Annotated in this window: 12 protein-coding genes; 7 read left to right on the forward strand and 5 right to left on the reverse strand. The window is 73.0% G+C overall.

All coding sequences use genetic code 11. From position 1 onward, the window contains the following. The first annotated feature begins 54 nt into the window (after window positions 1–54). From dhaL to CU044_RS07355, 4 genes are all read left to right on the forward strand, one after another. Window positions 55–660 (forward strand): dihydroxyacetone kinase subunit DhaL, encoded by a 606-nt coding sequence (gene dhaL / locus CU044_RS07340; protein ID WP_129767757.1) that lies wholly within the window; start codon window positions 55–57, stop codon window positions 658–660. Beyond that, window positions 657–1,067 carry a PTS fructose transporter subunit IIA gene (locus CU044_RS07345; protein WP_129767628.1) on the forward strand — a complete coding sequence of 137 codons (411 nt, stop codon included), beginning with the start codon at window positions 657–659 and terminating at the stop codon, window positions 1,065–1,067. Before dhaL ends, CU044_RS07345 begins: the two co-directional genes overlap by 4 nt. 192 nt (window positions 1,068–1,259) lie before the next feature. Continuing rightward, window positions 1,260–2,702, forward strand: a complete 1,443-nt coding sequence (locus tag CU044_RS07350; protein WP_129767629.1) for an FAD-dependent monooxygenase — start codon at window positions 1,260–1,262, stop codon at window positions 2,700–2,702. Window positions 2,703–2,801: 99 nt separating this feature from the next. Further along, entirely contained in the window at window positions 2,802–4,391 is a 1,590-nt protein-coding gene (locus CU044_RS07355) for an SDR family oxidoreductase (RefSeq protein WP_129767630.1), read from the forward strand. A 50-nt stretch (window positions 4,392–4,441) separates the two neighbouring features. On the opposite strand, the gene CU044_RS07360 is transcribed toward CU044_RS07355, so the two are convergent. The 5 genes from CU044_RS07360 to CU044_RS07380 form a co-directional block, all read right to left on the reverse strand. Beyond that, a complete protein-coding gene (locus CU044_RS07360; protein ID WP_129767631.1) occupies window positions 4,442–5,425 on the reverse strand; it encodes a M56 family metallopeptidase in 984 nt (327 codons plus the stop codon). Window positions 5,426–5,429: 4 nt separating this feature from the next. Next, a complete protein-coding gene (locus tag CU044_RS07365) occupies window positions 5,430–5,903 on the reverse strand; it encodes a BlaI/MecI/CopY family transcriptional regulator (RefSeq protein WP_129767758.1) in 474 nt (157 codons plus the stop codon). A 314-nt stretch (window positions 5,904–6,217) separates the two neighbouring features. Further along, window positions 6,218–7,510: a cation:proton antiporter gene (locus CU044_RS07370; RefSeq protein ID WP_129767632.1), complete on the reverse strand. Its 1,293-nt coding sequence runs from the start codon at window positions 7,508–7,510 to the stop codon at window positions 6,218–6,220. Between the two features lie 6 nt (window positions 7,511–7,516). Next, window positions 7,517–8,002 (reverse strand): TrkA C-terminal domain-containing protein, encoded by a 486-nt coding sequence (locus CU044_RS07375; RefSeq protein ID WP_129767633.1) that lies wholly within the window; start codon window positions 8,000–8,002, stop codon window positions 7,517–7,519. A 434-nt stretch (window positions 8,003–8,436) separates the two neighbouring features. Next, complete coding sequence (locus tag CU044_RS07380; RefSeq protein ID WP_240045405.1) at window positions 8,437–8,730, reverse strand: DUF3040 domain-containing protein; 294 nt, start codon at window positions 8,728–8,730, stop codon at window positions 8,437–8,439. A 206-nt stretch (window positions 8,731–8,936) separates the two neighbouring features. Between CU044_RS07380 and CU044_RS07385 the strand changes: the two genes are divergently transcribed. The 3 genes from CU044_RS07385 to CU044_RS07395 all read left to right on the forward strand — a co-directional run bounded on the left by CU044_RS07385 (window position 8,937) and on the right by CU044_RS07395 (window position 11,729). Further along, window positions 8,937–10,034: a HAMP domain-containing sensor histidine kinase gene (locus CU044_RS07385; RefSeq protein ID WP_129767635.1), complete on the forward strand. Its 1,098-nt coding sequence runs from the start codon at window positions 8,937–8,939 to the stop codon at window positions 10,032–10,034. Between the two features lie 2 nt (window positions 10,035–10,036). Beyond that, window positions 10,037–10,696 (forward strand): response regulator transcription factor, encoded by a 660-nt coding sequence (locus tag CU044_RS07390; RefSeq protein ID WP_129767636.1) that lies wholly within the window; start codon window positions 10,037–10,039, stop codon window positions 10,694–10,696. A 157-nt stretch (window positions 10,697–10,853) separates the two neighbouring features. Continuing rightward, window positions 10,854–11,729, forward strand: a complete 876-nt coding sequence (locus CU044_RS07395) for an ABC transporter substrate-binding protein (RefSeq protein WP_129767637.1) — start codon at window positions 10,854–10,856, stop codon at window positions 11,727–11,729. Window positions 11,730–11,924 lie beyond the last annotated feature (195 nt).

Raw genomic sequence — 11,924 nt, forward strand, 5'->3', positions numbered from 1 at the left:
AGGGCACGACCCACGGGGCGAGGAGATCACGTGACCGATCAGAATCCCGGCCGGATGCTCGACACCGGCTTCTTCCGCGGCTGGCTGACCGCGGCGGCGGCCGCGGTGGAGCGTGAGGCGGACCGGCTCACCGAGCTGGACTCGGCCATCGGCGACGCGGACCACGGCAGCAATATGCAGCGCGGTTTCCGGGCGGTCGTGACCGCTCTGGAGAAGGAGGAGCCGGCCGGGCCCGGCGCCGTACTGATGCTGGCGGGACGTCTGCTCATCTCCACGGTGGGCGGCGCGTCCGGGCCGCTGTACGGGACGCTGCTGAGGCGTACGGGCAAGGCACTCGGCGACGCCGGCGAGGTGACGTCCGCGCAGCTGACCGAGGCGCTGCGTACGGGGGTGGCGGCGGTGGCCCAGCTGGGCGGGGCGAAGGCCGGTGACAAGACGATGCTGGACGCGCTGGAGCCCGCGGTCGAGGCGCTCGGCACCTCGTTCGCGGCGGCGGCGGAAGCGGCGGACAACGGAGCGCTGGCGACCGTCCCCCTCCAGGCGCGCAAGGGCAGGGCGAGCTATCTGGGCGAGCGGAGCATCGGGCACCAAGATCCGGGGGCCACGTCCTCCGCCCTGCTGATCGGCGCGCTCGCGGAAACGGCGGGGGCGGCGGAATGAGCATCGAGGCGCCGGTGGGCATCGTGCTGGTGTCGCACAGCGGACCGGTCGCCGTGGCCGTCGCCGCGCTGGCGCGGGGGCTGGCGGGCGGCGGTGCGACCGCTCCGGTGGCGGCGGCGGGCGGCACCCCCGACGGCGGGCTCGGCACCAGCTCCGAGCTGATCGTGGCGGCGGCCGCAGAGGTGGACCGGGGGGCGGGTATCGCGATCCTGGTGGATCTCGGCAGTGCCGTGCTGACGGTGAAGTCGCTGCTCGCCGAGGGGGACGAACTGCCGGAGGGTGCCCGGCTGGTGGACGCGCCCTTCGTGGAGGGCGCGGTGGCCGCGATGGTCACCGCCTCGGCCGGCGGCGACCTGGACGCGGTGGCCGCCGCGGCGGCGGAGGCGTACCAGTACCGCAAGCAATGACCGGCGGACGGGTCGGCACTTCCGGACGCCCCCTGCCGAGGTGACGCATGGCGGAGAAAGCGTGGAAAAAGGCGCATAGTCGTCGTGATCGGCGCATCACCTCACAGGAATACTGAACCCTCACGGATCGGCGGCGCCGACCGCCCCGTTGGCGTCGGCATGGCCCGTCGGCATGGCCCCGGAGGGACCGGCATGGTGAACGCGGTGGACGTGGAGACGGACCCGGCCGGCGGGGACGGACCGGCCGGCTCGACGGACCGCCCGACCCGCCACGCCGTGGTCGTCGGCGGAAGCATCGCGGCCCTGCTGACGGCCCGGACGCTCAGCGCCCACGCGGACCGGGTGACCCTCGTCGAACGCGATCGCCTGCCCGGAGGACCGGAGCCCCGGGCCGGCGTCCCGCAGAGCCGGCATATCCATGGCCTGCTGGAGGGCGGACAGCGGGCGCTGGAGGAGTTGCTTCCCGGGATCGTGGCCGAACTCCAGGAGCACGGCGCGCCCCGGATCGGGATGCCGCGCGACCTGGCGCAGTGGCAGAACGGACGCTTCTACCGGCGTACGCCCTCCACCGTCCATCTCCTCACCGGCACCCGGCCCGTGCTGGAGTGGCTCGTCAGACGCCGGGTCCTGGCGGATCCGCGGATCACGGTTCAGGAGGGCACGGAGGTCGTGGGCCTGATCGGCGACGCGGCCCGCGTCCGGGGCGTACGGCTGCGCGAGCGCGGGGCCGGCGGCCGTCTCGACGTACGGTCACTGGCCGCCGATCTGGTCGTGGACGCGTCGGGACGCGCCACCCACGCGCCGGAATGGCTGGCCGGGATCGGCGCCGAGCCCGCTCACGAGGAGACGCTCGACACCGGACTCGCCTACGCGACCAGGGTCTATCACGCACCGGAAGCCACCGCTCTGAAGACGGACTGTCCCGGTTACTACTTCGTCCCGGGCCGTGGCGAGCCGCGCGGCGCGGTCGCCCTGCCCATCGAGAACGGCCGCTATCTCGTCACGCTGTCCGGGCTGCGCGGCAGCGAACCGCCCTCGGACGGTGCCGCGTTCACCGAGTTCGCGGCCCTGCTCCCCCATCCGGCGCTGCACGAATGGCTGTTGAAGGCCCGGCCGGACTCGGCGGTCCACGCGTTCCGCTCGACGGCCAATGTCCGGCGGCGCTACGACCTCCACGGCCGCCGGCCGGCCGGGTTCCTGGCCGTGGGCGACGCGCTGTGCGCCTTCAATCCGGTGTACGGGCAGGGGATGGCGGTCGCCGCGCTCGGCGCGCTCGCGCTGCGCGACGCGCTCGCCGATCCCCGCCGTACGCCGACGACCCGGCGCGTACAGCGGGCGGTGCTCGGGGCCGCGCGGCAGGCCTGGGACGTCGCGGCCGGCGCGGACAGGGAGCTGCCGGGGGCGACCGGCAACGCGGCGCGGACGCGGCCGGCGGACCGTGCCGGTGCCTGGTACGTCCAACGGGTGGTGGACCGCGCCCCCGGCGATCCGGTGGTCGGAGCGGCGTTCCGCGCCGCGTGCGCGCTGACCGGGCCGGTCAGCGGGCTCTTCGCGCCGAGGGTGGCGCGCGCGGTGCTGTTCGGGCCTCCTCTGCCGGCACCGGCGGATCCGCCGGTGCGGCCGGAAGGAGCATGAGCACGCGAGGTGCCGTCGCCTTGCCGACGGTCCGTTCCGGGCACAGGCTCACTCTTGAGGAACCTCTAATGGAAACCCTGGGAGTGGGGTGTGTGGCACATGGCATCGGACGGGCCGGACCTCCCGGCCGCTTCGGAGCAGGCGGAACCGGGGACGGAGCCCGGCGGGCGGGCGCGCTGTCTGGTCACCGGCGCCACGGGATATCTCGGCGGCCGGCTGGTGCCCGAACTGCTGGACGCGGGGCACACGGTCCGCTGCCTGGCCCGGTCGCCCGGCAAACTGCGTGATCACCCCTGGGCCGGCCGTACCGACGTGGTACGCGGCGATGTGACCGACCCCGGGTCCGTCCGGGCGGCCATGGACGGCATCGACGTGGCGTACTACCTGGTGCACGCGCTGGGTACGGGACGGGACTTCGCGGCCACGGACCGCGGGGCCGCCCGGATCTTCGCGGAGCGGGCCAAGGCCGCGGGCGTACGGCGCATCGTCTATCTCGGCGGGCTCACCCCGGCCGGGGTCCCGGAGCGTGAGCTCTCCCCGCATCTGCGGTCGCGCGCCGAGGTCGGCCGGATCCTCCTCGGCTCAGGAGTGCCGACCGTGGTGCTGCGCGCCGCTGTCGTCATCGGCTCGGGGTCCGCCTCCTTCGAGATGCTGCGCTATCTGACGGAGCGGCTGCCGGTGATGGTGACGCCCAGCTGGGTGCGTACATCCATCCAGCCGATCGCGGTCCGTGATGTGCTGCGGCTTCTCGTGGGCTGCGCCCTGCTGCCCGCCGAGGTCTGCCGGGCCTTCGACATCGGCGGCCCCGACGTGCTGACGTACCGGGACATGATGCGGCGGTACGCGGCCGTGGCCGGGCTTCCCCGGCGGCTCATCCTTCCGGTGCCCGTCCTGACACCGAGGCTGTCCAGCCACTGGATCGGTCTGGTGACGCCGGTGCCCCGTTCGATCGCCCGGCCGCTGACGGAGTCCCTGCGCCATGAGGTCGTCTGCCATGAACGGGACATCACGCGGTACCTCCCCGATCCGCCGGGCGGTCCCGTCCCCTTCGACCGCGCGGTCGAACTGGCCCTGCGGCGTATCCAGGACGCCCAGGTGACCACCCGCTGGTCGTCCGCGTCCGTACCGGGCGCGCCGAGCGATCCGCTGCCCACCGACCCCGACTGGGCGGGCGGCAGCCTCTACACCGACCGCCGCGAGCTGACGGTGCGCGCGTCGGCCGCTTCGCTGTGGCGCGTCATCGAGGGCATCGGCGGTGACAACGGCTGGTACTCGTTCCCGCTCGCCTGGGCGGTACGAGGTTGGCTCGACCGGTTCGTCGGCGGGGTCGGACTGCGCCGGGGCAGACGCGATGCCGCGCGGCTGCGGGTCGGTGACTCGCTGGACTTCTGGCGGGTGGAGGAGATCGAGCCGGGCCGGCTGCTGCGGCTGCGCGCGGAGATGCGGCTGCCGGGGCTCGCCTGGCTGGAGCTGCGCGCGGACCGTGACGACCGGGACCGTACGGTCTTCCGGCAGCGGGCGGTGTTCCATCCGCAGGGGCTGCTGGGCCACGCGTACTGGTGGAGCGTCTCGCCGTTCCACGCGCTGGTGTTCGGCGGGATGGCCCGCAATATCGCGCGGGCGGCCGAGGCCCGTGAAGCGACCGGGGCCGCGGCGGAAACCGGGGCCGAGGAGCCCGCGCGGACCTGAGACCGTCCGGGGCGTGGCGGCGCTCCGTCGAGAGGCGTGGCGGCGCTCCGTCAGAGGGGTGTGGCGGCCTTCAGCACGAGGAAGAGCGTGACGGTCGCGTTCGCCGAGGAGAGGGCGGAGCCGAGCGTTCCGGCAGCCGCCGCCCAGACCGCCAGCCCCACCGCGGTGAACATCGGTGGCCAGCGGACGGCCGAGGGCTCGGGCCCCAGCAGCGCGGCCACCCTGCGCGGTACCGGTCCCGGCCCCGGTCCCGACGCCGCGAAACCGGCCAGAGTCGGCGTCGGGGTGCCCCGGGAGACCAGCGCGGCCTTGCCGATGGCGCGGGCCACGACCGTGCGCTCGCCGGTGGCGCGGGCCGCCTCCTCGTCCGCCCAGCGTTCGGTGGTGTACGCCACCGCCGCCCTGAGGGGCCGCAGCAGCGGATTGGCCCGCGCGGCGAGCCGTACCGCCAGCAGGAACCGGTGGTGCCGGCCGCTGAGATGCGCGTGTTCATGTGCGATCAGGGCGGTACGTTCCTGGTCGTCCAGGCACGCGAGCATCGCCGTGGAGACCACGATCCGCCCCGGCGCGGCGACGCCGGGGCCGACGGCGGGCCCTGCGGCGGCCCGGGGGCCGGGCAGCGCGTAGGCGTACGGCGCGTCGTCGGTCAGTACGGCGAGCTCACCGTCCGGCAGCCCGGCCAGCGCGTGCTGCGCGCGGCGGCGCACCCGATGATGGCGCCAGGCGGCGGCCGTGCAGCTGACGGCGACCCCGGCCAGGGCGACGATGGCCGCCTTGCCCGCTATCTCGTCGTACGGGACCGCCTCTCTGACCTCCGGGTCCGACCAGCCGTCGGGCAGGGGGTTGCCCGGCAGCTGCGCCGTACCGACCACCACCAGCAGCCCCAGACAGACGGTGCTGCACAGCGCCAGGACGCCGGCCAGTGCCGAGAGCAGCCGGGTGGCGACACGGGGATGGAGATGGATCTCGGCCAGGCGCGCGATGGGCAGTGCGGTCAGCGGCAGGACGAGCGGCAGGAAGACGAACAGCCCCATTCCGTCAGCCCCCCGCCCCGTTTCCGGGAGTGTCGCCGGAGCCGCCCCGTGGTCCGGATCCGGATGACCGGCCGTCCCCGGATTCCGGGCCGTCCTCGGGGAGGACGAGCAGGTCGCGCAGCAGCCGTTCGTCGTCCGGGGAGAGCGCGGTGACGAATCGCGCCAGCACGGCCTCGCGGTCCGCTTCCCCGTCCAGCACCTTGCGCATCCGGAGGGCGGCGAGTCCCGCCTCGTCCGAGGCCGCGCGCCACTCGAAGGAACGGCCCGCGCGCTCCCGTGTCACCGCCCGCTTGGCCTGGAGCCGGGTCAGGATGGTCATGACCGTCGTGTACGCGAGCTGCCCGCCGATCCGGTCCTGCACCCAGGCGGCCGTGACGGGCCCCGGCGCCTGCCGCAGCGCGGCGAGTACCTGGGCCTCCAGCTCGCCCTGGCCGCGCCGGCGGGGACGCTCGTCCGGACTGCCGTGCACCCTCACGATGTCTCCCTCCTGCCGCGCCGTCACGGCACGGGGGCAGGTCGTCCATGCTACTGAGCCCGGAGTGCCCCGCGCTCACGCGAGGAGCACTCCCGGAATCTTCTACAGTCCTGTAGATTTCAGCTCGGGCCACCGGTCCGGGCCCGCCGGCGTCTCGGCGGGATTCCGGCGTCGGGGTCCGACAGCACGCCGGACACCCGACCGGCAGCGCAGGGGCACAGGGCGCAGGGCGCGCGTCCTGTGCCCCGTGCTCGTCGCTGGTGGAATGCGCCGCTCGTGCCCCGCCTTCGTCGCTCCAGAGGCGGACCGGCCGGGGCTCAGGGGCGGCTGGGCGCCGGGTCGGTGGCTTCCGTGTCGTTCGCTTCCGTCGCGGGCGGTTCCGCCACGGGTGAGGCGGACGTCTCCGACGGTGCCGAGGCAGCCGCGACGGGCGGCACGGGCCCGGCGGGGGCCGGGGCGGCCTTGCGGGTCAGGCGGCGGGCCAGGGGTTCCGTCCAGCGCGCCGCCAGCGGGCCGAGGATCACCAGGATGAGTACGTACGCGGTGGCCAGCGGCCCGATCCGCGGCTCCACGCCGACCGCCAGTCCGGCGATGACGATGGAGAACTCACCGCGCGCCACGAGCGTGCCGCCGGTGCGCCAGCGGCCGGCGGTCCGTACCCCGGCCCGCTTGGCCGCGTACCAGCCGGTGCCGATCTTCGTCAGGGTGGTGACGGTCGCCAGGATCAGTGCCGGTACGAGGACCGGCGGAATGGCGGCCGGGTCGGTGTTCAGACCGAAGAAGACGAAGAAGACGGCGGCGAACAGGTCGCGCAGCGGGGCGAGCAGGTTGTGCGCGCCCTCGGCGACCTCGCCGGAGAGCGCGATACCGACGAGGAACGCGCCGACGGCGGCGGAGACTTGGAGTTCCTGGGCGACTCCGGCGACCAGGACCGTGAGACCGAGGACGACCAGGAGCAGCATCTCCGGGTTGTCGGAGGAGACCGCACGGCTGATCAGCCGGCCGTGCCGCAGGGCCAGATAGAGGACGGCGCCGACCGTGCCGAGCGAGATCAGCAGCGTGAGGCTCCCGCCGGCGAGGCTGAGTCCGGCGAGCAGCGCCGTGAGAAGCGGCAGATAGACGGCCATGGCGAGGTCCTCGATGACCAGGACACCCAGGATCACCGGTGTTTCACGGTTGCCGAGCCGGCCGAGGTCACCGAGGACTTTCGCGATCACGCCGGACGAGGAGATCCAGGTGACACCGGCCAGGGCCACCGCGGCGACGGGACCCCAGCCCAGGATCAGCGCGGCGGCGGCGCCCGGCACGGCGTTCAGCACGAAGTCGACGATGCCGGAGGGGTATTGGGTCTTGAGGTTGGAGACGAGTTCGGAGGCGCTGTACTCCAGCCCCAGCAGGAGCAGCAGCAGGATGACGCCGATCTCCGCGCCGGTGGCGACGAACTCCTCGCTCGCGTTGAGCGGAAGCAGCCCGCCCTGGCCGAAGGCGAGCCCGGCGAGCAGATAGAGCGGAATGGCGGAGAAGCCCACCCGGCCCGCGAGCCGGCCGAGTATCCCGAGGCCCAGGATGATGGCCCCGAGTTCGATGAGCAGAGCGGTGGTGTCGTGCACGGGCGCTTATCCTCCGGTGATCAGTTCGGCGACGGCGTCCACGCCTTCCCGGGTGCCGACGACGACGAGCGTGTCCCCCAGGGCGAAGCGGAAGTCCGGGGTGGGTGAGGGAAAGGCGTCGGTGCGGCGCAGGACGGCGACGATCGAGGCGCCCGTGCGGGTCCGCACCTGGGTGGCGCCGAGTGTCCGGCCCACGTACGGGGACCGTTTGGTGAGCTGGATGTGCTCGGTGAGCAGATCGATTTCGAGGTGCTGGTGCAGATGCGCGACGGGATCGGGCGTCAGGAGTTTGGAGAGCGCGGTCGCCTCGTGCGGGGCGAGCGTCGCGGCGTCCCGGCAGTTGTCGTCGTCCTCGGGATCGTGGAAGGCGAGGATGCGGCGGCCGTCCTGGTGCACGACGACCGACAGATGCTTGCCCGCGTCGGTGCTGAGGTCGTAGCGGGTACCGACCCCGGGCAGGGAGGTTTTGCTGACGTGAGCTGTGGGCTCCATGAGAACGCTCCATACGGGCGTGATGTGAGGGGGTGCGGGCACGGCGGTCCCGTGGACGGGCCCACCTGGCGGCCGGGCGTGACGGTCCGTCGCCCACCACCGGACAGGGATTCCGCGTCATGCGTCACGCGCCGTGCGTCATGCGCCGTGCGGAAGCACCGTCACGGAAGGCGACGGTGCGGGAAACTCCGGTAAGGGCACCGGCGACGGGACCGACGCGGCGTCAGTCGATCCGGCGTGGCGAACGGGCAGGGGAGCGCGCATATGGAAACCGCCCCCTCAAGCCCCGCGTGACCGACCGTCCGCCCAGAATCACTGCCATGGGCACACCGGCACTCAAGGAAGCGTCGGTCACCCGCTTGCCATTTTAACGTAAAATAAAATGTGCTGATTGACCCTTATGGGAAAGAAAAGGAAATCTGATACGGAAAAGGCTATTGCGAAGTGCGGGCGATGCCCTGCCGGACGCGGCCCCGGTCGGGGTCGAAGAGATGGGCGGCCGCGCCGGCCAGCACCAGTCCGCCGGCGATGAGAAGTCCGTGACCGACGACGACACCCAGGACGAATCCGCCCAGCGCGACGGCCACCAGCAGCCAGGCGACGCCGTGCCGGTACTCACGCGGACGGCAGGGGGAGCCGGCCTCCAGGGCGCGCGCGAACCGGGGGTCGTCCTGGCGCAGCCGTGTGGCGAGATCGCCGAGTCGTCGGTCTTCTTCGAAGGCTGCCACGAGTTCCCTTCCCATCGGGTCCCTCACACGATCACCCGTCCGGGCACCAGGGCGCCATCGGAGCCGACACCCATATCCGGGGGTGGCCGACATGTAGACGCGCGGGCGTACGCCCCCATGGAGGGCGCCCGCCCGTGGCGGCCGTCGGACCGCGCTCCCCGGGCGGGCGATAGTGGAGGGCGTCTACTGCGAGGAGGCCCTGCTCCGTGTCCCTGTTCTGGCGGATCTTTCTGCTCAACGCCGCGGTCCTGTTCGCGGCCACCGCCCTGCTCCTGCTCGGCCCCGTCACCGTGTCCGCCCCCGTACTGCTCACGGAAGCGCTGATCATGGCCCTGGGGCTGGTGGCCATGCTCGTCGCCAACGCCGCGCTGCTGCGGATCGGGCTCGCTCCGCTGCAACGGCTCACCCGGGCCATGACCACCACCGATCTGCTGCGCCCCGGACGCAGGCCCGCGGTCTCGGGGCATGGCGAGATCGCCGGGCTGATCGAGACGTTCAACACCATGCTCGACCGGCTGGAGGCCGAACGCGCCGCCAGCAGCGGGCTCGCGCTCTCCGCCCAGGAGGCCGAACGCCGAAGGATCGCGCAGGAGTTGCACGACGAGATCGGCCAGACCCTCACGGCGGTGCTGCTCGAGTTGAAGCGCGTCGCCGACCGGGCGCCCGCACCGCTGCGCGACGAACTGCGCCATGTGCAGGAGACGACCCGGGGCAGTCTGGACGAGATCCGCCGGATAGCCCGTCGGCTCCGCCCCGGTGTCCTGGAGGAACTGGGGCTCATCAGCGCGCTGAAGGCACTGACCAGCGAGATCACCACGCACTCCGGCCTCTCCGTCCGGAGCGGCTTCGACAGCGCGCTGCCCCGGCTGGGCGAGGATGTCGAGCTGGTGCTCTACCGGGTCGCGCAGGAGGGTCTCACCAATGTCGTGCGCCATGCCGACGCGCGGCACGTGGATCTCACGCTCCGGCGCACCACCGGGGTGGTGGAGTTGCGTCTCAGGGACGACGGACACGGGATCGGTACGGCGGCCGAGGGCGCGGGGATCCGCGGGATGCGCGAACGGGCCCTGCTCATCGGCGCCGAGCTGTCGGTGGGGCGCGGCAGCGCGCGGAGCGGTGCCCCCGGCGGCGGAACGGACGTACGGCTGCGCGTGCCGATCGGCGAAGACGCCCGCGACAGCGGGGACGCCGAAGGCGGCGGAAACGCCGGGGGCAGCGGAAACAGCAGTGACAGCGGAAGCGGCGGCGACAGCGGCATCAGCGGCCGGAGCGCCACGAGCGACGAGATCAAAGGAAGCGACTGACCATGCCCGAGGCGACCCAGACCCGCATCCTCCTGGCGGACGATCACGCCCTGGTCCGCCGGGGCGTCCGGCTGATCCTCGACAACGAACCGGATCTGACGGTCGTCGCCGAGGCGGGCGACGGCGCGGAAGCCGTGGAGTTGGCCCGCTCCCACCGGCCCGACCTGGCCATCCTGGACATCGCGATGCCCCGGCTGACCGGCCTCCAGGCGGCGCGCGAACTCGCCGGGCTCCAGCCGGAGACCCGCATCCTGATGCTGACGATGTACGACAACGAGCAGTATTTCTTCGAGGCGTTGAAGTCCGGGGCGAGCGGCTACGTCCTCAAGTCCGTCGCCGACCGGGACCTGGTGGAGGCGTGCCGGGCCGCGATGCGCGACGAACCGTTCCTCTACCCCGGGGCCGTGACCGCTCTGATCCGTAACTACCTCGACCGGGTACGGCAGGGCGACGGCATCCCCGACAGCGCGATCACGCCCCGCGAGGAGGAGATCCTCAAGCTGGTGGCCGAGGGACACACGTCCAAGGAGATCGCCGGGATCCTGGTCATCAGCGCCAAGACCGTCGAGCGCCATCGCGCCAACCTCCTCCAGAAACTCGGGCTGCGGGACCGGCTGGAGCTCACGCGCTACGCGATCCGGGCCGGTCTGATCGAGCCGTAGGGCCTGTCCTCGAAGTCCCGCCCACCCGGGAACGCCCGGCACGCGGCGGGAGTCCGCGCGCCCCGTGCTGGGCAGAGAGTGGGTGGCGCCCGTACGAACCCGCGTACGGATTCGGCGCCCAGGACACCGCACCAACACGAGCGGAACGAGGCGAGGCATGAACCCGGGCAACAGCTGGGAGTTCACTGACGACCGCGGCCATCTCACCGTGGCACGAACCCACCCGACGCGGGTGGTGGCCTACATACAGGCGGGCGCGACCCTCTGGGACCACGGTCTGCGTCCCCTGGGGATCTTCGGATCCCACCATGACGGGGACACCCCCGATCCGGCGAAGGCGGGCGAACTGCCCCTCGCCGAACTGCGCTCCTTCGGCGCGGGCAGCGCCCTCGATCCGGACGCACTGGTCGCGGCCGAGCCGGATCTCGTCGTCGCCGTCAGCTATGGCGGCGGGCAGGTGTACGGCATCGACCCGGAGGCGGCCAAGCATCTGGAGGAGCAGGTGCCCGTCGTCGTTCTCGACGTGGGGAAGGACCGCTCGCTCGACGGGATCAGGGACCGGTTCACCGCGCTGGCCCGCTCGCTGCGGACGCCGCTGCGGCCCGCGGAGGCCGATCTGGAGCGCGCGGAGTCCCGGCTGCGTACCGCGGCGGCCCGCCCCGGCGCGCCCCGGGTGCTGGCTCTCTCGGCGGCGGGACCGGAAACGGCGTATCTGGCCCGGCCGCTGACCTGGCCCGATCTACGGGCCGTCAGTGAGCTGGGGGTGGCGCTGGTCGAGCCCGCGGAGGGCGGCGGGGCCAACTGGCGTACGGCCGAGTGGGCCGAGGCGGCAGCGCTGGAAGCGGACATCGTGCTCGCCGACGTACGGGCGAACGCGGCGCCGCGCGAAGAACTCCGGGGCAACACGCACTGGCGTGCACTTGAGGAGCGGGCGCGGATCGTGCCGTGGAACCCGGAAGCGCCGGTCAGCCACCGCGCGCATGCCCGGTTCCTCCACACGGTCGCCGACGCCGTGGACGCGGCCGGGGCCTAGGGCCTCTCGTTTGGATCATGCCGGGCTCGCGTGCCCGCGGTGACATCAGCCGCTGCCGCGGCGGGCCGCGCCTCGCCGCGTTGTCGTCGGTCACCATGCTCCGCCATGGCTCCCTCCTCCGCCTTGCGATCCTCCCCCGTAGCCTGAACGGCACGGGAGGGACCCCCTCCACCAGACCCCCTGATCCGGCCTGAT

Source organism: Streptomyces sp. L-9-10, assembly GCF_004151105.1.
Classification (GTDB): Bacteria; Actinomycetota; Actinomycetes; order Streptomycetales; family Streptomycetaceae; genus Streptomyces.